Genomic DNA, 23,062 nt, shown 5'->3' with positions numbered 1-23,062 from the left:
AGCTCGTCCCCCTCGTCGTAGGAGCTGACTCGTCCTTCTTTAATTATCGCGGCTTAGGCGCCCCGGGGCATAGGTAAAGAGTCTAGCACCGCCCCGAGGCAGCGTCAAGGATCGGCTCCGAGAGCGGTTACTTCGAGGAACGGCTACTCCGCGGTGCCCTCAGGCACCCAGGGGCGCCGGCGCCGGAGCTGCTCCCACCACGCTCCGCCGAGCAGAGCAAAAAGGACGCCCGGCAAGAGGAGCGAGCCGACGAATGCCAGCGCCTGCAGCGCATACGGATGCGTGTGATGACTTCCTAATCCGCCCACGCACGGTTCGTGCGCCTTCGGCGCTCGCGCTTCCTGCGCTTCGAACCTCGAGCCGCATCGTGCGGCTTACACGGCGAAGAGCACCTTGCCGCCGCGTCCCGCAGCCTCGGCCGCCTTGAGCGCTGCCGAAGCGTCGCGCAAGGGATAGACTCCGGCAACCGGCAACGGCAACTCGCCCGCCAACGCAAGCTCGAAAACTCGGCGGACCAGGCCTTCGCGCTTTTCCGCGTTGCGCTGAATCCAAGCGTTCAGCCAAAAACCGCGAACGACCGACTCCTGAGCGATCATCAAGCCGGGCGCGAGCTTCATCGAGGAGCCGGAAAGGGCGCCGAAAACGATCAGCTCGCCAAATTGGGCAAGCAGTTTTTGCAGACCCACCGTCTGCGGTCCCGCGACGGAGTCGACGATGCGTGCGAATCCCGCGCCGCCGGTCAGCTCGTGCGCCTCCTTCTCCCACCCTTCGTGATCGGTCACGACGATAAACCGCGCGCCGTATTTCTTCAGCTCTTCCGCAGCCTCGGGACGCCGAACGAAATTGACGATGTTCACGCCATGGCGCTGCGCGAGCAACATCAGCATCTTGCCGACAGCGCCGTTCGCGGCGGTCTGCGCGATCCACATGCCCGGTCGCGTGCGCAGGTCGTCGAAGAGCACGAGCGTCGAGAGCGGCATCGCCAGCAGTTGACAGGCGCGATCGTCGTCGATCCCCTCGGGCACCGGCACCAGCGCGGCGCTATTGGCCACGATGTCCTCGGCCCACGCGCCTTTGGCGGTGCCGGCGTACCGCTTATCGCCGATCCGGCCCAGGAATTCGGTGCCGCCGATCGCCGGCAGCTTCGGGCGTACGCCGTAGATGCCGCGGATCGTCGCCAGATCGTGGTTGTGAATCGGCGAGCGCACCATCCGGAGCAGAACTTCTTCACCCTCGCGCGGTGCGGGGACTGGGACATCGGTCGGTACGACGACTTCAGCGGGCTCACCGAAGCGCGCATACTGCAATGCAATCATGCGCGCTTCTTCGAGTCCATCGGACGGAGTCCGCTAGAGGTGGACGGTCGTCGTCAGCCAGACCTGACGGGGGAGGAGTGAGAGCAGACTATTGTACGAATTCGGCGGAGGATAGTATCCGTTCTGAGCAATCACCGTACCGGCGTTCGTGTATTGGTAAATTCCGGCGTCGTTGTTGAACAGGTTGCTGATACCGAAGTTGAGCGTGATATCTTTCACGGTCTTCGAGATGTTCGCATTGGCGTACCAGAAGGCCGGACGATAATATGAGTTGTTGTTGCCGACGTAGTAACCGTCGATCCGGGCCGTCCACGCACCCTGCCGGTTGTTGTAACCCAGTCCGAGGGTCGCCGTGTCGGTCGGAATCCCGTAGAACTGCTGACCGTTGATGTAGCCGGGATTGTTCAGCAACACCGTTTGCGAGAGGCCCATGTAGTATGCCGTTTGCACGGTGTAGTTGCCGTCGATCTCGAGCTGACGGGTGATCGGGTACTTCGCGTAGACGTTCACGCCGCGATACTGCGCCTGTCCCGAATTCGTTGCCACGATCTCGCCGAGACTGCTCATCGTGTAGCCGGTGCCGCAGCCGCCGGGGCCATTGAGCGTATCGAGCACGGTCGTAAAGTAGCCGGGATTCGCCGCGTTGAACGCCGCGAGTTGCGCCGCCGGCGCAGCGGAGAGCGGCGCGATACCCGAGATGATCGGATTCGTCTCGATCGTGTTGTAGGCATCGACTTCCACCGTCGCCTGATTGGGGAAGCGATGCGCCAGCGCGGCCTCAATGTCGTCGGCCTGCTCCGGCCTTACGGACGAACCGGGCGCATTCACGGCCGGAACCGGAGCATCGCAAGCAACGCCGCTCGTCACCATGTCGGTGAAGATACCGCCCGAAAGGTGCGAGTAGAGCGCGCCGAGTCCCGGGTTCGGATACAAGCCGCCGGTATACAGGACCGGATCGGGCGAGATCGACGCGGCGCCCCCCGTGATGCGCAAGACGTTCGCCGAATCAGGCCGGTAGACGAGCGAGACGCGCGGGTCGAAGCTCGTCGTGCCGGAGACCTTCGAGTCGTCGAGCGTCAAGTCCGTGAAGACCGAGAAGTGATTGCTCGCGTCATAGGTGTCGTGGATGAAATAGTTCGTATCGCCGAACGGAAACCCGGCGTAACAGTTGCCGAAACACGGCACTCCGTCGGCGGGCCACTGGTTCGTTTCGTGCATCTGGTGTTGGAAGGACATGCCGAACGTAAAGTCGTTCTTCCGGCCGGGGTAGTCGTCGCTGATCAGGCCGCCGTGCGTGTACCACGTATCCTGTTCCGCAGCCAGATAATCGTCCACGTCAGGTTTCTCGTTGTACTCGCTGTAGGTGTCGACGTAGCCGTCGATCGTGAGCGTTCCCGCCCCGATTTGGCGCGTGATACGCGCGTGATAGTCTTGGTCTAGATCGTTATGAAAACCGCCCGGCCCCTTGTCCCACGCTCCCGAGAAGTCCGATGCGAACTGCGGCGCCGTGAGACACTCGAATCCAGCGGCGTTGTTGTAGAGCACGGCGATCGGATTCGGGTTGGCGGCGGAATCGCAATTCGTCTCCGTTCCACTCGGCTTCAATTTGAAATTGTAGCCGCCGCTCGAAGCGTAGCTGTTGGCCTGGCTGAGCATCTGGCTATACGGCATCCAATAAGCCTCTCCGTTGCCGACGCCGTTGGCGTTGGAATTCGCGCCGTAGAATGAGACGAGCACCGAGGTCTTCGAGTCGACCTGATACGTCAGTTTCGCAAGCGCGTTCTTGTTCATATAGTCGCTGCCGACGTCCGTCGTGCACGCTGCGACGTCATCGGGCAGAAGTGATGGCGGCATACTCTTGCCGTAAAGCGTCGCCGTCGGCGAACCAACGCCGGCACAATCGGCCGCGTCTTTACCGCCCAGCGATTTGATGAAATCCGCGCCCGAAAGCATCGCGGTCTGTAAAATCGGGCCGTTGACCTCGCCCTGCGACCCTTCGACGCCATAGGCCCCCGCGAAGCCAAGTTTTCCGGCGGTTCCCGTGTACGAGAATCCGGTCATCAGCTTGCTCAGATCGCCGTAGCCCTGCAGAAGCGTGAAGTGATCCGTCGGCGTCGGATTGAGCGTCTCGAAGTTCACCGAACCGGCAAGCGTCGGCACGCCGTAGAGCCCGGTCGCGCCCGAGCCGAGTGTGACGCCGATGTTGCTCATGCCCCAAAACTCTGCGAGCTGGTAGTCGAACAGGCTGCCATTGGTATTGTACGGGCACGGGGCGGTGCCGATCGGGTTATTCGCCGCCGGGCACGCGCCCAGCGGGCCGACGGGGTGGCCGTCGATCAATGCGACGCTCTCCGAGGGATCGAAGCCTCGCAATTGGATATTTTCATCATCGCCGACCGAGTTGCTGGTCGTGGATGTAACGAACGGTACCGTTCCCAGTGCATCGCCCGCGCGCATGTAGTTTTGATCTTGCAGAATGCTCGGATTCAGATTCTTGTTGATTGTCGCCGTGCTTGCCAGCGCGGTGTTGGTGGCTACCGAGACGACGGCGATCTGTTTCAGACCGGTCGTCGCCGGCGTAAGCGCCGTCTGCATCTCGACCGCAGCCTGTCCCGGTTCGACATGCAAGATCGGGATCAGCGTGGTCTGGTAACCGTTGGCGGTAATCAGCAGCGAATAGTCGCCCGGTCCGACGCCGGCAAAGGAAAACGATCCGTCTTTCGCCGTCGCCGTGGTTGCGACGACGGTTTCGCCTTGGCGAAGCGCGACGCTCGCGCCTCCCACCGGCAGCCCGGCGCTCGTTTCGAGAATTCGTCCGGTAACGGTGGCCCCGGCGGCGGGGGGCTGCGCCAGCGCCGGCGATAGCACAAAAGAAAATGCGAGCAACAGTGCCGCACAAATCCGTACACTCATATGTGAATCAGTACGGCCCGAAATTTAACTGGCGTTTATCGCGCGCTTAAGAAAAGCTATGTTTTCGGCGTTCATGTCCGCGTCATGGTAGCGCCGTAGAATTCTGACCGTGCCTATGCTCGTAGCACTGCCGCCGCACGCGGTTCCGATCGTAAGCCGCTTCGATTATGTCCAGGTCGATGCAGAGCGAGATCGCGTCTACGCGGCGCACACGGGTAGCGAGGCGTTGGTGATCGCCGACGGTGTTCGCACGATGAAATTGATCGCCACGATTAGCATCGCCGTCGTCGATCCCAACACGCTCAAAGTCATTAAGATCATTAAGACGCCGCAGATCGCCAACGACCATCCTTTGGTGTTCAGCCCGCGGTTGAACGAGCTCGTCGTCGGCGGGGCGACTTTATCGAAGGATTAAGGATCGCGCCCTGAGCAAGGGACGCGAACCCGCGTTCTGAAGAGCTCGCCTCATGCGCGTGATGATCGTTGAAGATGACACCGCGTTGCGACGGCTTATCGTTCGGGGTCTGCAAGAAGATGGCCACGTCGCCGACGCGCTCCCCGATGGTCGCGAGTGCGCTGACTATTTGATCGCGACGTGTTACGACGTTGCGATCCTCGACCTCAATCTTCCTCATCGCGACGGTCTCGCCGTGCTTCGCGAGCTTCGTGAACGCGGTATCGGTACGCCGGTTCTGCTTCTCACGGCGCGGGTGGATGCTCGCGACGTCGTCGACGGACTCGACGCGGGCGCCGATGACTATCTTCGCAAACCGTTCGCGCTCGATGAACTGCACGCGCGCCTTCGGTCCCTCGCCCGCCGCGCGCCGACCTGGAGCGACGATCTGCTGCGCTGCGACGATCTCGTCTTCGATCGCCGCTCGCGCGAAGCTCGCCGCGGCGAGCGTCCGATCGACCTTACATCCAAGGAGGTCGCCTTGCTCGAGACGCTGCTGCGCAATGCTGGGCGTACGGTGACGCGGGAGGCATTGATTGATGCGGTGTGGGACCGTTCCACCGATCCCGCTTCGAATGTCCTCGACGTGTATGCGCGCCGGTTGCGGATGAAACTCTGTGCGATCGGCGAGCCGCCGCTGCTCCACACGGTTCGCGGCATCGGGTTCAAGTTGGGACCGACCGGGTGAGCCTGCGCCGGCGTATCGCGCTCACGATAACGGTGCTCGTCGCCGCGAGCTCGATCGTCTTCGCCGCGATCTCGCTTGTTGTACTGGAACGTACGCTTCGCGCCGAACTCGACGCGAAACTGACGACGCTTGCGCTCGCGGTGGGCGAAATCGCCGACGTTCACCACGGCGTGCTTTCGATCGACGCAAGAGATGTTCTCCAAATCAAGCGCCTCCACGTGCCGGAAGAGCATATCGCCGTGCTCGACCGCGAGGGTCGCCTTTTCTACGGCGAAGCCGTTCCCACCGGCGCGCAGGCCGCGGGCTATCGCTTCGCGCGGACGACCAAACTCGACATGACGACCGCCGGCTTCGGCACGGTCGTAACCTGGCAGAGCGATCGGTGGATCGCCGACGTGGCGCGCGCGAGCCTTACGACGTTCAGCTTGGTCGGCGTCGTGCTGGTGATAATCGCCGCTCTTTTCTCCCGAGCCCTTGCAAACGCGATGCTCGGTCCGGTAGAACGAATCGCGCAACTCGCCGAGCAGATCGAAGCGCGCGATCTCTCCAAACGGATACGGACCGGCGGCAACGACGAACTCTCGCGCCTGTGCGCGAGCTTCGATCGCATGCTCGACCGGCTCGAGGCCAGCTTCGAAACCGAGCGCCGTTTCGTCGCCGATGCATCGCACGAACTGCGCACGCCGCTCGCCGTGGCGCGCGCTGAAACCGATCTGGCATTACGGCGTCCGCGTGACGCGCAGAAATATCGCGCGGCGCTGGAATCGATCGACGGCGAGTTGACGCGGATCGAGCTTCTGGTCGACGGCTTGCTGGATACGATGCGCGATCGCGCGGTCGTGGCGCGCGAACCCGTCAACGTCGCCGCGGTCGTCACGCGCGTGGCCGAGCGGATGCGAAATACGGCGCGTGAGGTTCGGGTCGCGGTTCATGGCGACCGAGCCGTCGTGCGCGGGCACGGCGATTCGATCGAGCGCGCAACGACCGCCGTCCTCCACAACGCGGCGACGCACGGCGGGGGAGGGACGATCGGCGTACGGATCGTGGCCGATGCCAGGTGGGTGCGCGTCGACGTCGCCGACGACGGTCCCGGATTTTGCGGCGAGGCGCTCGTTCACGCGACCGAACGATTTTGGCGGGCGGACTCCGCGCGCTCGCGCGGCGGAACGGGTCTAGGCCTCTCGATCGCCCGCGTTCTGATCGAAGCCCACGGCGGCGAGGTCCGTTTGGCGAACGGACCCGGCCGTGGAGCCGTTGTCAGCCTGCTCCTACCCGCGAACTAATCTCGCTCGTCTTCCTCTTCTTCGTCGTCCTCGTCCTCGTCCTCGTCTTCGTCTTCGTCTTCGTCGTCTTCGTCGTCTTCGTCGTCGAATTCGAACGCGTCGTCTTCTTCCTCGTCAGGCGACATCTCGTCGACCGCGGCATGAATCTCGCGGTACATCGCCGCGATCTCACGGCCGAGCTCTTGACCGCTGCGATCGGAGCTGACGTTCTTGAGCCATTGGTCGAGTGCGGCAATCGTCAAGTGCATGGCGATCACGTCATTGGTTGGGGCATCGACTTCGAGTTCCATCTCACCATCCTTTCAACTACTTCGAGCCTATGTCAATGCTGTTTAAACCGGCGTTAAGACCGGGCATTTTGGACGGAAGGCCGCGTTTTCCGAAACCGCGTATATACTTAGCCGGTTAATGACATCCATGCGCAACCCTTTCGCCCACCGCGACGACGCCCCGATCGCGTTGATCACGATCACCACCATGCTCGGCCTGATCATGGCGATCATCGATACCACGATCGTGAACGTTGCGCTCGACACGATCGGGGGCAATCTGGGCGCCTCGGTCGACGAAGTCTCATGGGTCGCGACCGGCTACATCCTTGCCAACGTGGTCGTGATGCCCCTCAACGGCTGGCTCACCGCCTTCCTCGGCCGCAAGCGCTTTTATGCTGCCTCGCTCGCGCTCTTCACGATCGCTTCCTTTCTGTGCGGTACGGCGACCAGCATCACCCAGCTCGTGATCTATCGCGTGATCCAAGGTATCGGCGGCGGCGCGCTGCAGCCGACCGCGCAGGCGATTCTCTTTGAAACCTATCCCCCCGAACGGCGCGGCGCCGCGATGGCGATCTTCGGACTAGGCGCGATGGTCGGCCCGGCAATCGGTCCGACGCTCGGCGGCTACATCGTGGATAATGCGAGCTGGCCGCTGATTTTCTTCATCAACATCCCAATCGGCATCGCAGCCGTCATGATGACGATGATGTTCATTCCCAATCCCAAATACATCGAGAAGCCGAAGGCCGGCCTCGATTTTACCGGACTGGGCCTGATGACCGTCGGATTGGCATCGCTGCAGTACGTGCTTGAGCGCGGGGAACACGACGACTGGTATAGCTCGAACACGATCACGATCTTGACGATCGTTTCGATCGTCGCCCTCGTGCTGTTCATCTGGAAAATGACCCGCGACCGCCATCCGCTGGTGAACCTGCACGTCTTCAGGTACCGCTCGTTCACGATCGGCAACATTCTCGGCATCATCAGCGGCTTCGGCCTGTTCGGGACCAACCTCATCTTGCCGTTGTTCTTTCAGCAGATCCTGAATTTTACGGCGTTCGATACCGGCATGGCGCTGTTGCCCGGCGCGATCTCGACCGCGATCAGCATGCTGATCATCGGCCGGATCCTCAACCGCATCGATCCGCGGCTGTCGATCGCATTCGGGTTCTTGGTTTTCGGGTATTCCACGTGGATGCTCGGTGGTTTGAACACCAACGCCGGCTACTGGGACGTTTTCTGGCCGCGGCTCATTCAGGGCTTTGGCCTCGGTTTTCTGTTCGTACCGCTCACGACCGTTTCGCTCGGCGACGTCCCGATTTCAGAAATGGCCGGCGCAACCGGCGTGTACACGCTGGTTCGCCAAATCGGCGGCAGTTTCGGCATAGCCATTCTCACCACGCTGCTGGTGCACCAGACCGCGGTCGCCTGGAACGAGCTCGCGTCCGGCGTGACGCAAACGCACGGGTACTCGATCAACACGTTGACCTCGATCGTGGCGCAGCAGTCGACGATGATCGCCTACGACTATCTCTTTCGCGTGACCGCAATCATTTTTGCGCTGGCGACGCCGCTCGTGTTTCTCATCCGTGTGAAGCAGCGAACGGCCGGCGCTCCCGCCGGCGCGGTGGCGGCGGCGGACTAACTAGCCGAGAAACGCTCCAGTGCATCCAGCACGTCGGTGCTCGAGGGTGGATGCCTTCGGTAGGCTTCGATGCGGTAGTTCAGGACGCCGGCGTTCGCTTTGGTGAACGCCCCGATGCGCCGGTCGAGCTTGCGGCGGTAGACCATCGGTCCTACCAAATGCAGCGTTTCCGCAGACGGTTCGTCGTAATATTCCGGCCAATGCGCAAGCCAGATCCCGATCGTCGGCCGTCCGCCCATCGCGATCGCGGCATGCAGCGGGCCCGAAGCAACGCCGACGTAGGCATGCGCCGCGCGTATCAGCGTCACCAGCACGTGCGCAAAGGGCAGATCGAGATCCGCGAAGAGATCGGTGCTCGTCGGCGCGAGGCCGCGTTCGCGACCGATCGCCGCACTGGTGCGCTCGTCGATCGTCATGATCCGAGCCAGCGGATCGCGCCGCTGCAGCTCGCGCGCGAAGCTCGCAACTTCGCGCTCGGGCCAGATCTTGTCGACTTGCGTGTGCCCGCCCGACGAAACGAGATAGAGCCGCGCGCCGGCATCGACGAAGTCGCGCAAGCGCGCTTCGATGCGTTCGGTCACGCCGGCGGGGGCCCGAAAGGCGAGCGAACTGCGCAGCGGCAGCGAGAAGTCGGTCGCGGCAAGCCGTTGCGGCGAGACGATGCGGCTCGCCAGATAGCGGGCTTTGGTCTGCCACGGATAGGGAGTGCGTCCGGTCATCTCCGGATACCGGCACACGAGCACCGCATCGATGCCGCGATCGAGCATGCGCGATTTGAGCGGCTCGGGTACGTCGAGCCGCCACGCACCGTCCGGCGGATGATCGAGGTCGATTCCGAAGTGCGGCGACGCGCCGAACGTCGACCCGTCGCCGAGCGCGCGCGAACCCGAGAAGAGCGGGCGCACACGCTCGCCTTCATCGTAGAGATGAACGAAATCGTCACCGAAACGAGTGAGGAAATACTCGTTCGAGGGTTCGAGGAGCGGCACGACGTGCGAGAGATGTACGAAGTCGCCGAAGCCGTGCGGCCAGTAGATCAGCACGCGCCGGTTCCTTACCCCGCCGAATGCGCCGCCGTCATCGGAATAGACCGGCAGCTCCATCGTATAGGGCGGCGGCGCGGTATGGCGGCGACCGAAGAGACGCATCATTCGGCAAGCTTTTCGGCCGTTTGGTAGGAAACTACTTGCCAATGCTTTCAGTCGGCGTCGATGCCTGGAACCTTCCCGGCGATCACCGCGGCATCGGTCGATACCTGCGCGCGATCCTGCATCAGTGGCACAGAACGTTTGCCGATCGTGTCAAGGTGACGCTGATCGTTCCGGAGCTGCTCACGTGGACGGTGCGCAGCCGTTACCGCCGGGAAACCAACGGGGAAAATTTCGCGGTGGTCTCACGCGCGCTGCACGGTCGCGCCAAGCTCGACGTGCTTTGGTTTCCGTGGAATGGCTGCAGTTGGACGAATTTCACCCTGCCTGCGGTCGCGACGCTGCACGATGCGACCAATTTTGCCATCCCCGGGTACGCACCGCAAACGCAAGTGATCTTTCGCAACGCGGTCGCCCATTGCCGTTCGCTCATTACCGATTCGGTTTTTTCTGCGACCGAACTCGCGCGCGAGCTTTCGATTCCGCTCGAGCGGCTCACGCCGGTTCCGCTCGGCGTCGATCTGCCGGCCGATCCGCAAACGAGTGGCGCCGAGATCGCGCGCGCGCATCCGTACGTACTCTTCGTCGGCACCGCCGAACGGCGCAAGGGCGTGGACATCTTGGTACGGGCGATGGACCGCGTCCAGCGGCACGACCCATCGCTGCGTTTGGTGATTGCCGGGTCACGCGGCGACGGCTTGACCGGCGGCGAAACGATCGCGATGGAAACGCCCGGATTCATCGACGACCGGACGCTGGCCGCGCTCTATCGCGATGCCGAACTCTTCGCCTTCCCCTCGCGCTACGAGGGCTTCGGCCTACCGGTGCTGGAGGCGATGGCACACGGAACACCCGTTATTACGACACGGGTCGCGGCGATACCCGAGGTCGCCGGCGATGCAGCGCTCTACGTCCCGCCCGACGACGACGCGGCGCTTGCCGACGCGATCGCGCGCGTCCGCGGCGATGCGGCGCTGGCAGCCTCGCTGCGTGAGCGCGGTCGGCTTCGCGCCGCCGCGATGCCGTGGACGCAAACCGCGGAAAGGACACTCGAAATATTGGAGCAGGCTGCATCGTGAGCGCCGGCATCCGATTGGCGAGCGGACTCGCGATCGCGGACGGACGCGCGCTGCTCGTCGCCTCGACGTACGCATCGCATTCGCAGCCGCTTTGGAATCTGCCCGGCGGACGCGTCGCGCCGGGCGAGCTGCTCTCCGAAACGGTCGTTCGCGAGGTGCGCGAAGAAACGGGGCTCACGGCCACGGTGAACGAGCTCGCGTACATCAGCGAGAGTTATGACGGCGCCACGCACGTCATGAACGCGACCTTCGCGATCGACGTTCGCGGCACGATCGCGTTACCCAAAAGCAGCGATCACATCGTCGCAGTCGAGTGGGTTGCGATCGACCGCCTCGCCTCGCGCATCGCGATCGCGGTGGTGCGCGATCCGCTGATGCGCTACTTACGCGATCGGACGCGCTATTTCGGCGTTGCGGACGCCGGGGTCACGATCGTCTGGCCGGAAGAGGCCGGCTAAGCGGAGCGGCGGATTTCCCATTGCTCGCGGTCGAGCACGTAGCCGAGGACGTCGACCGGCTGACCCTGCACGGTGGCGCCGCGCGGTAAGACGCCGTCCTCCGCAAAGCCGGCACGCGCGAGCACGGCACGCGACGAGCGGTTCTCGGGCACGCAGTAGGCACGCAGCTTGCGCAAGTGCAGCCGCGAGAAGGCTTCGGCGGCAATTGCCCGCACGCACTCGGTTGCGATGCCGCGGCCGCGCGCCGACTGCACGACGCTGTAGCCGACTTCGGCCGAACCGGTGGCGCGCTCGCCGACGCGCAGCGACGTCCAACCCACGGGCTCGCTCACGCCTTCAAAAAAAATCAGCCATTCGAAGCGGCCCCATGCGCCTTGCTCGAGCCGTGCCGGCCGCGCCGCAACCATACGCCGGAACTGCGCTAAATCGACGTCAGGCAGATCCTGAAACTCGCGCAAACCCGGTTGCTGGAGAACCTGCCACAGCACCGCCGCGTTTTGGGTGGTCACCGGGACCAAACGCAGCCGTTCCGTCAAGAGGACCCGCATAGCCCTAGTCATTTTCCCTCGCACGCGTGATCCATGCATAGAGGAGGATGACGATGGTCGATTTGATGGCGACGGTCACGAGCCGCCCTACGTACTTCATGGGGACGCACACCAACGCCGAACACGAGGAGTTCTGGGCCCAAACCGCTGCCGGCCCGATCGAGGTAATCGACAACGTCGACATCGCGCCCCGCGTGCCGGTGAGCCCGGGCGATCGGATCGAGGTACGCGGCGAGATGGTGCGTGACCCCGGCGCGCCGGCGCCGATCGTGCACTGGACGCACCACGACCCCGCGCATCGTCACCCCGGCGGGTTCATTCGATTCCGCGGGCGCGTATATGCGTAGCACCGCCGCGGGCCAGCAGCTCGGGTACGGTGACGAAGCGGAACCCTTCGCGCCGCAGCCGGTCGATGATCAGCTGCGTCGCCTCGATGTCGGTGTGGCGGTCGCACGTTTTGGCGGGTATACGGCCGCCGCAGACGATGCCGCGGTTTCCGTCGTGCAGCACGACGATCGATCCGTCCCGCACGTAGGGAACGATACGGTCGGCGATCGTTTGCGGCGGTGGTTGTTCCCAATCGTTGGCGAGCGGCACCGACCACATCACCGGCGTGTACCCCATGCGCCGCACTTCGTCGAGCACGAGCCAGTCGCGCGCGCCGAACGGCGGCCGCATGATGCGCGGGCGAACGCCGGCCGCGCGATAGATCGCTTCGTCGGTGCGGGCGAGCGAGGTACGAACGCGCGCCGCGTCCATCCAGATCAGATGCCCGTGCGACCAGGTGTGATTCCCGATCGCGTCACCGTCGCGCACCTCACGCCGCACGACCGCCGGGTAGGCTGCCACCGCCCGGCCGACGACGAAGAACGTGGCGTGCACGCGCTCCTTTTCGAGCACGTCCAGAATCGCGCTGGTGTACGGCGGGTTCGGTCCGTCATCGAAGGTCAACGCGACAACCCGTTGGTCTCGCGGTCCGCTCACCAGCGTTCGCCCGAAGATCTGATTGCTCGGGCTTTCCGAAAACTCGTAGAACCAAAACCCGAGGAGCGCCATGGCCGCGCAGGCTACCAACGTCTGCATCGCGACGCGCGCACCAAACGTCATTTCGCGTTCGTTCCGCGCATCAGCGAAGCACGTATCGCCGCGATCTTCGCGCGGAACGCGATCGGGCCGAAGTTGCGAAAATCATCGACGATTTGTTGGTAGTGCGGATCGGCGAGCTGCGTACTGCGCAATTTGAGCAGATCGTTGGGATTCGTTTTGCGCAGATCGATGGTGAACTGCCGTCCCGCGGTCGTCGCCCAATAGTGCGGGTCCGTAAAGGTGACGGTGCGATCCCCTTGCTTGAAGTCGGCGAGCTGCTTTACGTACACGGTGTAATGGACGCTCGTGTTTCCGCGCGGCGGGCGATCGACCAAATCCCAGACGCCGTCCTGGACGAGCCTTCCGAAGAAGTAACTCACGTCGGTGGTTACCTCGCGCGGAGCGGTAATCGAGATCTGCTTTCCGGCGTACGTGCGGATCACGTATTGAAAGGTCGAAATTCCCTCGACGTCTTTCGTACGATACGCTTCTTCGTAGATCGGCGGCTTGTCGTAGAGGATCGTGAGATCCGCGTACAGGGCGCTCGGCTGCTGCACGATGCGCGCAACCCCGTTGAGCCGCGAGAGCTCGCCGCCGCCGTAGATCTTGATCCCGATAACAGTCATTACGACGACGAAGATAAAGATGGCCCAAGGAACGACGACCGTACGGCGGAGCATGAGGGGCGTCCTTACTGATTCCGCGCGACCGCTTCCTGGTCGAGCACGTCGTTGACGAGCCGGTCGGCAAGCTTGTTCAGCTTCCGCGGCACGTGTTTGATGTCGACGTGCTCGAAGCGCCGGAGCAGCGCCTGCGCACGGCGATGGAGCGGTTGCAGGTCGGCGTGCTTCACGCGGTACTCGCCGCGCATCTGCTTGACGACCAGCTCGGAGTCGAGCCGCACTGCGATACGCCGAAATCCGTGCTCGGCCGCGCGCTCGAGCCCGATACAGAGGGCGGTCCATTCCGCAACGTTGTTGGTCGCCGTGCCAAGATAGCGACCGATTTGGTCGAGAATCGTGCCGTCGGCATCGATCAGCACCGCGCCGCTGGCCGCCGGTCCCGGGTTACCGCGAGAGCCGCCGTCGGCAAACAGGGTCGCCTCGGCAGGGAGAGAGTCGAAGAGCGTTGCCATCTCGTTTCGAGCGTGTTCGGCGTAGGTATAATCCAGCCATGCGACACGTACTTTTGCGCGGCTTTGCCGCTCTTGTGTTCCTCTCGCTCGCCGCGACCGCGACCCCGGCGTGGGCAGCGAGCACGTTCTACGGCTTGACGATTCACGTCTCGACCAACAATATCAAGGTCGAGGACCCCCGCACGAAGCAGGTGCTGAGCTTCGAGATCCTGCCGGCGTTCGATCAAGTCTTCTCGGCCGACGGTAAGACGACGTATCAGATGAAGGACGTGCATGACGGTCAATACGTCGGCATCATCTACGATCAGAAGGCGCTCGGCGTGCGCCACGCCGACAAGATCTACATCATGAACAACGCCAACCAACGCATTCGCGTGCCCTAGGGAAGCTTTGAAGAAGTCGCTGTACCGATCGCAAGGAGCATTTTCCGGTGCGAATCGAGGCGCATCCGAGGGAGCATAGCAACGCGCTCTGTGACCGAGGATGCAACGAAGACCCGCACCGGAAAATGCCCTTGCCCGAAGGGTTATGGTCGCGATGGCGCATCTCCATCGTCGTCGGCTCGGTCACAGAACACCCTGGCTATGCTCCCTCGCCGACTCCTCGGATCTGTGGCCATCGGGGCCATAACGATCGGTGCATGGACTTCTTCAGAGCTTCCCTAAGGGTGGCGGACAACCCGGATTTTGCGCAGCCGATCGTCGTGCGGTCCTTGAACGCGCACGCCGGCTTTGAGCTCCAGACGAAGGTAGTCGATTAGATCCGCGGTGATCTCTTCGCCCGGCGCGATCACCGGGATACCGGGCGGATAGGGCGAGATCGTCTCGGCGCAAATACGCCCGGCCGACTTGCGAAAGTCGACGAACTCCGTATCGGCCAAGAACGCATCGCGCGGGAGCATGCGCATCGGCGGAATCTCCGGGAGCCGGTAGGTTTCGCGCCGGAGACGCTGCTCGAGAATGCCCGAGGGTGCGTACATGTCGAGGGGACGATCGTCGCGCGCCATCTCCGCAAACGCGTTGACGAAGCGATCCGCGGCTTCGGATGTCGTTCCGATCGTGAAAAGCGCGACGACGTTGAAGAGATCGGCCAGTTCGACTTGGATGTTATACCGGCGCCGCAGGATCTCCGACGCTTCGTATCCCGTGTATCCCAAGTCGGTGACGCGCACGGTAATCTTCGTCGGGTCGAGATCGAAGACGCCTTCACGTCCTTGAATTTCTTCGCCGAAAGAGTAGACTCCGTCGATCTGATTGAGCCGGCTGCGCGTTTCGTGCGCGAGTTCGATCGTGCGTGAGAGCAGCGCGGCGCCTTGGGTCGCCATTTGCATCCGCGCCACGTCGAGTGAGGCGACCATCGGCAGATTGGGCGAGGTCGAGAGAAACATCTTGAGCACGGCCTTGAGTCGATCCAGCCGCACGCGGTCGCCGATCTGGTGCAGCATCGCGCACTGCGAAAAGGCCGAGAGCATCTTGTGGGTCGAGTTGATCGAAAGATCCGCCCGCGCTTGCGTGGCCGAAAGCGGCAGCGCCGGATGAAAGTGGAAATGCGGACCCCAGGCTTCGTCGACCAACAGCAGTTTGCCGGCTTTGTGGGTGATGCGTTCGATCGCGGCCAAGTCGGCGGCGACGCCATAGTAGGTGGGCGAGACGAGGTAGACCGCTTTGAGATCGGGATGCTCCTCAATCGTGCGCTCGACCGTTTGCGGCGTCACCGCGTTATCCATGTGCATGTCCTGATCGACTGCCGGACGCATGTAGATCGGATGCGCGCCGCTCATCACCAGGCCGCCGAGCATCGACTTGTGCGAGTTGCGCGGCACGGCGATCTTCTCGCCCGGGTTCAACGCGGTCATCATCATGCATTGATTGCCGCTGGTCGAACCGTTGATCAAGAAGAACGTGTGATCGGCGCCGTACGCCTCGGCGGCGAGCTCCTGCGCTTCCTTGATCGACTCGGTCGGCTGCAAGAGATCGTCGATGCCCGGCATCGGCGTAAGGTCGATAGCGAGGATGTTATCGCCGACGAACTCGCGGAACGCGCGGTCGGCACCGCGGCCCTGCATGTGCCCGGGCGTGTGGAACGGCAGCACGCCCGAGTCGACATACTCGAGCAGCGCTTGAAAATACGGGGTGCGCTCCTGGTCCAAGCGTGCTAGGCCATCACTTCGAAGCCGAGGCGGTCAAGCATCGCGAAGTCATCTTGATCGCTGCGGCCGCTGGTCGTCAAGTAGTTTCCGAGCACGATGCCGCTCGCGCCGCTGCGCATGCCGAGGTCCTGCAGCCCTTGCAGCGTGATCTCACGCCCGCCGGCAAAGCGAACCAACGCGTTGGGCAGCGCCAGCCGCGCCATCGCGACGAAGCGCAGCGCCTCGACCGGTTCCACCAGCGACCGATCTTGAAACGGCGTGCCCGGGCGCGGGTTGAGAAAGTTTATCGGGACCTCTTCGGGCGCGAGCGTTGCCAACGTGCACAAGAAATCGACCCGGTCTTCGACCGTCTCGCCCATGCCGATGATACCGCCGCAGCAAACTTCGAGACCGGCTTCGCGCACGAGCCGCAACGTCTCCACCCGCTCGTCGAAGGTGTGCGTGGTGCAGACACGCGGGAAGTAGCGCCGCGAGGTTTCGAGATTGTGATTGACCTTGTCGACGCCGGCCGCAACCAGCTGCGCGACCTGCTCCGCGCTCAAGATGCCGAGCGACACCGCCACTTTGAGCGGAAGCTGCGCCTTGATGATCTTCACGGCTTCGCAGACGCGCTCGAGCAAACGCGCCGAGGGCCCACGCACCGCGACGACGATGCAGAACTCGCCGGCTCCGCGCAGATGTGCCTCGCGCGCCGCGTCGACGAATCCCTGGACGCTGGAGAGCGGCTCGGCTTCGACTTCGCCGGCAAAACGCGCGCTCTGCGAGCAGAAATGGCAGTCTTCCGAGCAGCCGCCCTTCTTCGCGTTGTAGAGCACTTCGACCGCGATCGCGTTGCCGCAGTGCGCGGCCCGCACCTCGTCGGCAAGCGCCAGCAGATCGGGAAGGTCCTCGTCCGGCAGCGACGCGAGCGCTTCGAGCAGCGCGCGATCGGCGGGGAGCTTTTCATCGAGCGTGCGCCGGCGCGTCGCGTCAATCGTCGGGTGCAAGCAAGAAATTCCTCAGTTGAACAGCGAGCCGAAGATTTGCGAACCCGTCTTCACCGAATTCGCCTCGTCTTCGTCAAACGGCAGAATGCCAAGAATCTCGACCTTTCCCTGCAGCGTGCGCGCGACGTCGTCGCGATAACTCCCCTCGGTCGGGCCCCAACGCTCGACCAGCACCGCGCCGGCTAGGCGGATGTGCGCCTGCTGGCACTGCGTGATCGTGAGCAGCGCGTGATTCACGCAGCCGAGCTTGAGACCGATGACCAGAATGGTGTCGAAACCGCCGAGCACCGCGACGTTCCCCATCTGCTCGCGCGCGTTGAGCGGAACCATCAACCCGCCCGCGCCCTCGGCTACCACCCCGTTCTCGATGTGCACGATCGCGTCGACCAGCTCTCGCGCGTGCACTTCCGGCAGCCCGTAGGCCAGCGCCGCCGACCACGGGTCGGCCGCCTTTTCGAACCGCGCGAGCTCGACCGAACGCACGCCGGCGAGTTTGCCCGCGCGCGCGGAATCGCCCGGCATGCCGGGCGGAAGCCCGGTCTGCACCAACTTCACGATCGTCGGCGTCACGCCGTGATTCTTGAGCGCGAGCGCAAGCGCCGCGGTCACGCGCGTCTTTCCGACGTCGGTGTCGGTACCGGTCACGAAGTAACGATGCATTCCGCGAGGCCTTGTACGAACACATCCATGTGTTCGAGCTGATGGTTGGCACGCACCGAAAGCCGCAGCCGCGAGGTCCCGGGCGGAATCGTGGGCGGCCGGATCGCCGGTGCGTAGATGTTGTTGGTTTCGAGCAGGCGCGCGATTTCTACCGCTCGCGCCTCGCTTCCGAGCACGACCGGTACGATCGGGGACGGATCGTCTCCGGCCGCAAACCCGAGCGAGCGTAATCCGGCGCGGAGGCGGCGGACGTTTTCGCGCAGGCGGGAGCGCGCGGATTCATCGTCACGAATCAAGACGAGCGCGATGCGCGCGGCAAGAGCGATCGCGGGCGGCAAGGCCGTATCGAAGATGAACGTTCGCGCGGTGTTGACGAGCAAATCGATCAACGCGGCCGGTCCGGCGACGAAGCCGCCGTGCGCGCCGAAGGCCTTTGAGAGCGTCCCCAGCACGACCACGCGCGGATCGGCCAGCCGCCGAGCGCAGCCTGTGCCTTGCACGCCGGTAACACCGAGCGCGTGCGCCTCGTCGACCAGCAAGACGTCGTCTTCGTTCAGATCCGCGAAGGTACGGTCGAGATCGACCGCGTCGCCGTCCATGCCGAAAATCGATTCCGTAACGATGAGCGCCGGACGGCGGCGCTGCGCGCGCGGCGGCAGTTCGCCGTGCTCGTAGACGACGCGGTCGCTGCGCGCACTGCGGATGCCGTCGATCAGCGAAGCGTGATTGAGGCGATCGGAGTAGATGCAATTCACCGTTTGCGCGAGGACCGCGATCGCGCCGAGCGCGGCGTGATACCCGGACGAGAAGAGCAGCACGCGCTCGCGGCCGAGCCATCGTGCAAGCTCGTCTTCGAGCAGCGTGTGCTCGCGCTGCGCTCCGCCGAGGAGGCGCGCGCCGCCCGAACCGACGCGCCGCGCGCGCCGGAGCGCTTCGACCAGACGCGAATCGGTCGCCAGTCCAAGATAGTCGTTGGACGAGAAATCGAGCATGCCGCCCGGCGGACCGCTGCGCACCTCACGGTGCCGGCCTTGCGAACGAATCTCCTCGAGCAGCGCGGCGACGCGGTCGAGATAGCTCACGCGATGTCCAGCGCGACGACAAACGCGTCGAAGAAGTCGTGAATCTCTTCGTCTTTCGAGGAGAGCGGCGGCACCAGTTGCACGACCGCGCCGATCGGGCGCGTGAAGTGGCCGAGATCGTAGAGTGCGCTCGCGACCGGCCACGCACGCGTGGCGTCGGACAATTCGATGCCCAGCATCGTTCCCGCTTGACGAATCTCGCGGATCGCCGGATGCTCGCTCAGCACCGCGGCGCGTTCGCGCGCCGTTCGCTCGATGCTGCCGGCCCGCTCGAACGTCGACTCGCGGGAGAACAGTTCGAGCGATGCGAGTGCCGCTGCACACGCGATCGGATTGCCCGCATACGAATGGCCGTGGAAGAACTGTTTGCGCTCGTCGGGCGCGCCGAGAAACGCTCGAAAAATGCGTTCGCGCGCGAGCACGGCGGAGAGCGCCATCGCCCCGCCGGTGATTCCTTTGCCCAGGCAAATAAGATCGGGGCGCAGATCGAGTTGTTCGTAGGCGAACATCGTTCCGGTGCGGCCGAATCCGGTAGCGATCTCGTCGACGATGACCAGCGGCGTACACGTTTTGAGCGGTTCGTACTGCTCGGGCGGCACCAACCGCATTCCAGCCGCCGCCTGCACGATCGGTTCGACGATCACCGCGGCGACGTCGCCGGCCTCGAGATCCTCGGCCTGCCGGTAGGGACGCGTTTCGAAGCTGATCGCGCCGAAGTGCGACTTGAACACCGCAATGTCGGAGAGGCTCATCGCTCCCGAGGTGTCGCCGTGATACGCGTCGACCAGACGCACGAACCGCGTGCGCTGCGGCTCCCCCGCGTTTTGCCAATACTGCAGCGCCATCTTGATCGCCGCCTCGACCGCGCTGGCGCCGTCGCTTCCGAAGAACGCGTAGTCGCTATCGCATAGCTCACACAACATCTGCGCGAGCGCCTCGGCGACCGGATTGGTCGCGCCCAGGGTCGTCGCGTGGTCGAGTGTCGCGGCCTGAAGCGCAATCGCATCGACGATCGCCGGATGACAGTGGCCGTGCACGACCGTCCAGATCGAACTGACCGCGTCGAAGACCCGCCGGCCGCGCGCATCGATCAGGCTCGTGCCCTGCCCGCGAACAAACGTGCGCGCGCTCGCGTCGAAGGACTGCATCTGAGTGAACGGAAGCCAGAGGCGGGAGAGCGCTTGAATCATGGACCGCACGAGCTTCGCGTGGACGCACCGGTAATCATCGTTGGTGGAGGGCCGGTCGGCCTTTCCCTCGCGCTTGGTCTCGCGCGCTACGGCGCGCGTTCGATCGTCCTCGAGCGCAACGCGGAGCCGGTAAAGGAATCGCGCGCCGCCGTGATCTGGCCCCGCACGCAGGAGATCCTGCGCGACTGGGGAGCCTACGCGGCGCTGCGCGAGGCGGGAAGGTTCGCGCGCGTGCTTCGCGCGGTGAATGCGCGCACCGAGGGTACGGTCGCGACGATCGACTTCTCCGCCGTCAACGACGTCTTCGACGATCCGGGCGCGCTGATGCTGCCGCAAAGTCAAACCGAAGCGATCCTGCGCAGCCTGGTTCGCGCTCACCCGTTGTGCGAGCTGCGCACCGGGATCAACGTCAGCGGCGTGGTTGCGCGGCCCAACGCCGTCGACGTGCCGGTCGAGACGTCCTCCGGCGCGAGCGTGCTGCGGGCATCGTTCGTCGTCGGTTGCGACGGCGCACACGGCGTCGTGCGGCATGCGATCGGCCTGACGCTGCAAGGAACGACCTACGATACGCGCGTCGTTCTAAGCGACGAAACCGTAGATGCCGAATTCGCCGAAGCCGTCTCGGCGCGAGTGCGTTTCGATTTACCGAGCGCCCGCCTCGCGATTCGTTTCGGCGAACGCCTGTGGCGCGTGATCGCGTCGATTCCGAAGGAGATCGGCGATGACGCCGCGCTCGCGCCGGCCGCGCACGCGAAACGGCTGCACGAACTCTTCGGCGAAGCGCCGGTGCGAACCGAATGGAGCAGTTTGTTCAAGATTCATCGTCGCCAGGCACAGCGTTTCGTCGTGGGACGGGTCGTGCTGGCCGGTGACGCCGCGCACCTCAACAGCCCCGCCGGCGGTCAAGGAATGAACGCCGGCATTCAAGACGCCGCCAACTTGGCGTGGAAGCTCGCCTGCGCCGTGCGCGACGAGCGCCACGCGGACGCGCTCTTGAAGAGTTACGATCTCGAGCGGCGCGAGATCATCACCGACACCGTCGAACGCCTCACCGATCGTTTGACACGCGTCGGCATCTCGTTTCCCTCGCGCGCACGCCAGTTCATCGTGCGCGCGTTCTCGCGTGCGGTGCGGGGGCCGGGCATGCAGCGCAAACTTTGCCGCGGCATCGGCATGCTCAGCGGCCGCTACACGAACTCGCCGATCGTCGACAGCCGCCACCCGCTGGCTGGACGCCGCATCGACGACTTGCGGCTGGCGGACGGTTCGCGCGTCAACGCACGACGGGCCGGCGAACCAATCTTGCTTCTCGCCGGCGATTTGCAACTCGATCTTCCGCATCTGCGCATCGAGGTTCCGCCGAAGCGATGGCACGTCAAACCACCGGTTGTGCTCATCGTGCGTCCCGACGGGTGCGTCGGCGCCGTCGTCGAGAAACCGACGCGCGAGCGCATCGAGCGCGCGTGGAACCGCACGTTCTGCGGTGCGCTGGCGTTGCGGGCGCTCGCACCCGCCTACGGGAGCTGATCGCCGAAGAACGCGACGAGCGCGTCGGCCGTTTCGGCCGGCACCTCTTCCGCCAGATAATGTCCGCTCGAAAGCGCGGCTCCGGTCACCGTCTCGGCGCGCGAGCGCCACAGTGCGAGAACGTCGAACAATCGCTCGACGACCCCGCGCGCACCCCACAGACACAACAGCGGTGGTTCGAGTTTGCGTCCGCCGTCGGCATCGTCGTGAGCGATATCGATCGCAATCGACGCGCGATAATCCTCGCAGGAGGCATGCACCACGTCCGGATCGTTGAAACAGCGGATGTATTCCTCGAGCGCTTCGGGCGTGAAGATGCGGGAAACGTCGCCGCCGGCCGACCAACCGGTGAGCTTCCGGCGTATGTAATATTCCGGGTCCGCGCCGATCAGCCGTTCGGGCAGATCGTACGGCTGCGTGAGAAAGAACCAGTGATAATAGGCGTAGGCAAAGCTCATCGTCGTTCCGCGATACATCTCGCGGGTCGGAGCGATATCGAGGACCGCGAGGCGCGAGATCGCGTCCGGGTGGTCGAGCGCCAGACGATGCGCGACGCGACCGCCGCGATCGTGGCCGGCGAGAAAAAAGCAATCGAACCCGAGCGATCGCATGACGGCGAGCTGGTCGGCACCCATCGCGCGCTTGGAGTAGGGCGCATGGTCCGCGTCGGTCGGCGGCTTGCCGCTGTCGCCGTATCCGCGCAAGTCCGTTGCGACGACCGTAAACCGGCGCGCCAACACCGGGGCTACCTTGTGCCACATGACGTGCGTTTGCGGATAGCCGTGCAACAGCAGAAGCGGCGGCCCGCTGCCGCCGACCACCGCGTTGATCGAGACACCGTCGGCCCCGGGCAGCGTGCGCTGCTCGAAACCCTTCACTCGACGCGTTCGTCGATCGAAACGTTGTAGAGGAACAAGAACTTACCCCACTCGCCCGGGAGCGTGTTGCGTTTGATCTGAATCCACGGGATGTACTTGGGCTGACGCGGCTTGCGCCTCAGCTTCAAGTTCGCCTCGTCGGGCGTGCGGTTGTTCTTACGGTTGTTGCAGCGCATGCACGCGCAAACCAGATTCTCCCACGTCGAGGGGCCGCCGCGGCTGCGCGGCACGACGTGGTCGACCGTCATCAACTTCTCGCCCCGCGATCCGCAGTACTGACATGTGTGGTCGTCGCGAATCAGCACGTTCTTCTTCGTCAGCGCGACTTTTTGCATCGGGCGCCGGATGTAGTAGAGCATCCGGATGATCGAGGGCATGCGCATTTCGTAGCGCGTCGATGCAAGCACGCGGTCGCGGTCATGCACGATCTCGGCTTTGCCCGCGAAAATCAACTTCACCGCGCGCTGGAAGCTGGTGATGTTCAGCGCTTCGTACGTAAAATTCAAGACGAGCACGTCGCTCACTACGGAAGTCTCCGGCAGCGACACGAGAGGCGTTCGGA

The 23,062-nt window shown here is 64.0% G+C and carries 25 protein-coding genes; 9 read left to right on the top strand and 16 right to left on the bottom strand.

The features are described from left to right. Nucleotides 1–143: 143 nt before the first annotated feature. The 3 genes from VMF11_10530 to VMF11_10520 form a co-directional block, all read right to left on the bottom strand. Entirely contained in the window at nt 144–308 is a 165-nt protein-coding gene (locus VMF11_10530) for a hypothetical protein (protein ID HTU70740.1), read from the bottom strand. A 66-nt stretch (nt 309–374) separates the two neighbouring features. After that, nucleotides 375–1,316, bottom strand: coding sequence for a zinc-binding dehydrogenase (locus VMF11_10525; protein HTU70739.1), 942 nt, complete (start codon nt 1,314–1,316; stop codon nt 375–377). 33 nt (nt 1,317–1,349) lie between these two features. Beyond that, nucleotides 1,350–4,229 (bottom strand): TonB-dependent receptor, encoded by a 2,880-nt coding sequence (locus tag VMF11_10520; protein HTU70738.1) that lies wholly within the window; start codon nt 4,227–4,229, stop codon nt 1,350–1,352. A 115-nt stretch (nt 4,230–4,344) separates the two neighbouring features. Between VMF11_10520 and VMF11_10515 the strand changes: the two genes are divergently transcribed. The 3 genes from VMF11_10515 to VMF11_10505 are packed head-to-tail and all read left to right on the top strand — an operon-like array spanning nt 4,345 to nt 6,654. Then, on the top strand, nt 4,345–4,644 hold the full coding sequence (locus tag VMF11_10515) for a hypothetical protein (GenBank protein ID HTU70737.1): 300 nt from the start codon (nt 4,345–4,347) through the stop codon (nt 4,642–4,644). Between the two features lie 52 nt (nt 4,645–4,696). Continuing rightward, nucleotides 4,697–5,371 (top strand): response regulator transcription factor, encoded by a 675-nt coding sequence (locus tag VMF11_10510; protein ID HTU70736.1) that lies wholly within the window; start codon nt 4,697–4,699, stop codon nt 5,369–5,371. After that, nucleotides 5,368–6,654 carry an ATP-binding protein gene (locus VMF11_10505; protein HTU70735.1) on the top strand — a complete coding sequence of 429 codons (1,287 nt, stop codon included), beginning with the start codon at nt 5,368–5,370 and terminating at the stop codon, nt 6,652–6,654. The genes VMF11_10510 and VMF11_10505 overlap by 4 nt, the downstream gene beginning before the upstream one ends. Here VMF11_10505 and VMF11_10500 read toward each other — a convergent pair. After that, on the bottom strand, nt 6,651–6,944 hold the full coding sequence (locus tag VMF11_10500) for a hypothetical protein (GenBank protein HTU70734.1): 294 nt from the start codon (nt 6,942–6,944) through the stop codon (nt 6,651–6,653). The genes VMF11_10505 and VMF11_10500 overlap by 4 nt on opposite strands. A 127-nt stretch (nt 6,945–7,071) precedes the next feature. On the opposite strand from VMF11_10500, the gene VMF11_10495 reads away from it, so the two are divergent. Then, nucleotides 7,072–8,574 (top strand): DHA2 family efflux MFS transporter permease subunit, encoded by a 1,503-nt coding sequence (locus VMF11_10495; GenBank protein ID HTU70733.1) that lies wholly within the window; start codon nt 7,072–7,074, stop codon nt 8,572–8,574. Here VMF11_10495 and VMF11_10490 read toward each other — a convergent pair. After that, entirely contained in the window at nt 8,571–9,725 is a 1,155-nt protein-coding gene (locus VMF11_10490; GenBank protein ID HTU70732.1) for a glycosyltransferase family 9 protein, read from the bottom strand. The genes VMF11_10495 and VMF11_10490 overlap by 4 nt on opposite strands. A 41-nt stretch (nt 9,726–9,766) precedes the next feature. Between VMF11_10490 and VMF11_10485 the strand changes: the two genes are divergently transcribed. Continuing rightward, on the top strand, nt 9,767–10,801 hold the full coding sequence (locus tag VMF11_10485) for a glycosyltransferase family 1 protein (GenBank protein ID HTU70731.1): 1,035 nt from the start codon (nt 9,767–9,769) through the stop codon (nt 10,799–10,801). Further along, nucleotides 10,798–11,259, top strand: coding sequence for an NUDIX hydrolase (locus tag VMF11_10480; GenBank protein HTU70730.1), 462 nt, complete (start codon nt 10,798–10,800; stop codon nt 11,257–11,259). The genes VMF11_10485 and VMF11_10480 overlap by 4 nt, the downstream gene beginning before the upstream one ends. On the opposite strand, the gene VMF11_10475 is transcribed toward VMF11_10480, so the two are convergent. After that, the gene (locus VMF11_10475; protein ID HTU70729.1) at nt 11,256–11,807 is read right to left on the bottom strand and encodes a GNAT family protein; all 552 of its coding nucleotides are present in this window, start codon (nt 11,805–11,807) and stop codon (nt 11,256–11,258) included. The genes VMF11_10480 and VMF11_10475 overlap by 4 nt on opposite strands. 53 nt (nt 11,808–11,860) lie before the next feature. On the opposite strand from VMF11_10475, the gene VMF11_10470 reads away from it, so the two are divergent. After that, complete coding sequence (locus VMF11_10470) at nt 11,861–12,154, top strand: DUF3465 domain-containing protein (protein HTU70728.1); 294 nt, start codon at nt 11,861–11,863, stop codon at nt 12,152–12,154. Here the strand turns inward: VMF11_10470 and VMF11_10465 are convergent. The 3 genes from VMF11_10465 to VMF11_10455 are packed head-to-tail and all read right to left on the bottom strand — an operon-like array spanning nt 12,123 to nt 14,028. Then, nucleotides 12,123–12,914 (bottom strand): polysaccharide deacetylase family protein, encoded by a 792-nt coding sequence (locus VMF11_10465; protein ID HTU70727.1) that lies wholly within the window; start codon nt 12,912–12,914, stop codon nt 12,123–12,125. The two genes, VMF11_10470 and VMF11_10465, sit on opposite strands and share 32 nt — an antisense overlap. Continuing rightward, the gene (locus VMF11_10460) at nt 12,911–13,573 is read right to left on the bottom strand and encodes a hypothetical protein (GenBank protein ID HTU70726.1); all 663 of its coding nucleotides are present in this window, start codon (nt 13,571–13,573) and stop codon (nt 12,911–12,913) included. The genes VMF11_10465 and VMF11_10460 overlap by 4 nt, the downstream gene beginning before the upstream one ends. 11 nt (nt 13,574–13,584) lie before the next feature. Next, nucleotides 13,585–14,028, bottom strand: coding sequence for a ribonuclease HI family protein (locus VMF11_10455; GenBank protein HTU70725.1), 444 nt, complete (start codon nt 14,026–14,028; stop codon nt 13,585–13,587). A 38-nt stretch (nt 14,029–14,066) separates the two neighbouring features. Here VMF11_10455 and VMF11_10450 point away from each other — a divergent pair, with 38 nt between their 5' ends. Then, entirely contained in the window at nt 14,067–14,411 is a 345-nt protein-coding gene (locus VMF11_10450) for a hypothetical protein (GenBank protein ID HTU70724.1), read from the top strand. 278 nt (nt 14,412–14,689) lie between these two features. On the opposite strand, the gene VMF11_10445 is transcribed toward VMF11_10450, so the two are convergent. The 5 genes from VMF11_10445 to VMF11_10425 are packed head-to-tail and all read right to left on the bottom strand — an operon-like array spanning nt 14,690 to nt 20,095. Continuing rightward, a complete protein-coding gene (locus VMF11_10445) occupies nt 14,690–16,177 on the bottom strand; it encodes an aminotransferase class I/II-fold pyridoxal phosphate-dependent enzyme (GenBank protein ID HTU70723.1) in 1,488 nt (495 codons plus the stop codon). A gap of 5 nt (nt 16,178–16,182) precedes the next feature. Next, nucleotides 16,183–17,163, bottom strand: coding sequence for a biotin synthase BioB (gene bioB / locus VMF11_10440; GenBank protein HTU70722.1), 981 nt, complete (start codon nt 17,161–17,163; stop codon nt 16,183–16,185). A 12-nt stretch (nt 17,164–17,175) separates the two neighbouring features. Beyond that, nucleotides 17,176–17,823, bottom strand: coding sequence for a dethiobiotin synthase (gene bioD, locus VMF11_10435; protein ID HTU70721.1), 648 nt, complete (start codon nt 17,821–17,823; stop codon nt 17,176–17,178). Next, entirely contained in the window at nt 17,805–18,905 is a 1,101-nt protein-coding gene (locus tag VMF11_10430) for an 8-amino-7-oxononanoate synthase (GenBank protein ID HTU70720.1), read from the bottom strand. Before VMF11_10430 ends, bioD begins: the two co-directional genes overlap by 19 nt. Next, nucleotides 18,902–20,095: an aminotransferase class III-fold pyridoxal phosphate-dependent enzyme gene (locus VMF11_10425; protein HTU70719.1), complete on the bottom strand. Its 1,194-nt coding sequence runs from the start codon at nt 20,093–20,095 to the stop codon at nt 18,902–18,904. The genes VMF11_10430 and VMF11_10425 overlap by 4 nt, the downstream gene beginning before the upstream one ends. Before the next feature lie 18 nt (nt 20,096–20,113). Here VMF11_10425 and VMF11_10420 point away from each other — a divergent pair, with 18 nt between their 5' ends. Further along, on the top strand, nt 20,114–21,622 hold the full coding sequence (locus tag VMF11_10420) for an FAD-dependent monooxygenase (GenBank protein ID HTU70718.1): 1,509 nt from the start codon (nt 20,114–20,116) through the stop codon (nt 21,620–21,622). On the opposite strand, the gene VMF11_10415 is transcribed toward VMF11_10420, so the two are convergent. Further along, a complete protein-coding gene (locus tag VMF11_10415) occupies nt 21,610–22,500 on the bottom strand; it encodes an alpha/beta hydrolase (GenBank protein ID HTU70717.1) in 891 nt (296 codons plus the stop codon). The genes VMF11_10420 and VMF11_10415 overlap by 13 nt on opposite strands. Then, complete coding sequence (locus tag VMF11_10410; GenBank protein ID HTU70716.1) at nt 22,497–23,024, bottom strand: HNH endonuclease; 528 nt, start codon at nt 23,022–23,024, stop codon at nt 22,497–22,499. Before VMF11_10410 ends, VMF11_10415 begins: the two co-directional genes overlap by 4 nt. Nucleotides 23,025–23,062: the final 38 nt, after the last annotated feature.

It is taken from the genome of Candidatus Baltobacteraceae bacterium (assembly GCA_035502855.1).
In the GTDB taxonomy this organism is placed as follows: Bacteria; Vulcanimicrobiota; Vulcanimicrobiia; order Vulcanimicrobiales; family Vulcanimicrobiaceae; genus Aquilonibacter.
The sequence above is the reverse complement of the archived record's forward strand: the minus strand, read 5'-3'. Positions and strand labels throughout refer to the sequence as shown.

Coding starts and splice junctions, on each gene's coding strand:
- VMF11_10525 (HTU70739.1), bottom strand. CDS start 1,316: ATGATTGCATTGCAGTATGCGCGCTTCGGTGAGCCCGCTGAAGTCGTC.
- VMF11_10520 (HTU70738.1), bottom strand. CDS start 4,229: ATGAGTGTACGGATTTGTGCGGCACTGTTGCTCGCATTTTCTTTTGTG.
- VMF11_10515 (HTU70737.1), top strand. CDS start 4,345: ATGCTCGTAGCACTGCCGCCGCACGCGGTTCCGATCGTAAGCCGCTTC.
- VMF11_10510 (HTU70736.1), top strand. CDS start 4,697: ATGCGCGTGATGATCGTTGAAGATGACACCGCGTTGCGACGGCTTATC.
- VMF11_10500 (HTU70734.1), bottom strand. CDS start 6,944: ATGGAACTCGAAGTCGATGCCCCAACCAATGACGTGATCGCCATGCAC.
- VMF11_10495 (HTU70733.1), top strand. CDS start 7,072: ATGCGCAACCCTTTCGCCCACCGCGACGACGCCCCGATCGCGTTGATC.
- VMF11_10490 (HTU70732.1), bottom strand. CDS start 9,725: ATGATGCGTCTCTTCGGTCGCCGCCATACCGCGCCGCCGCCCTATACG.
- VMF11_10485 (HTU70731.1), top strand. CDS start 9,767: ATGCTTTCAGTCGGCGTCGATGCCTGGAACCTTCCCGGCGATCACCGC.
- VMF11_10475 (HTU70729.1), bottom strand. CDS start 11,807: ATGCGGGTCCTCTTGACGGAACGGCTGCGTTTGGTCCCGGTGACCACC.
- VMF11_10470 (HTU70728.1), top strand. CDS start 11,861: ATGGTCGATTTGATGGCGACGGTCACGAGCCGCCCTACGTACTTCATG.
- VMF11_10465 (HTU70727.1), bottom strand. CDS start 12,914: ATGACGTTTGGTGCGCGCGTCGCGATGCAGACGTTGGTAGCCTGCGCG.
- VMF11_10460 (HTU70726.1), bottom strand. CDS start 13,573: ATGCTCCGCCGTACGGTCGTCGTTCCTTGGGCCATCTTTATCTTCGTC.
- VMF11_10455 (HTU70725.1), bottom strand. CDS start 14,028: ATGGCAACGCTCTTCGACTCTCTCCCTGCCGAGGCGACCCTGTTTGCC.
- VMF11_10450 (HTU70724.1), top strand. CDS start 14,067: ATGCGACACGTACTTTTGCGCGGCTTTGCCGCTCTTGTGTTCCTCTCG.
- bioD (HTU70721.1), bottom strand. CDS start 17,823: ATGCATCGTTACTTCGTGACCGGTACCGACACCGACGTCGGAAAGACG.
- VMF11_10425 (HTU70719.1), bottom strand. CDS start 20,095: ATGATTCAAGCGCTCTCCCGCCTCTGGCTTCCGTTCACTCAGATGCAG.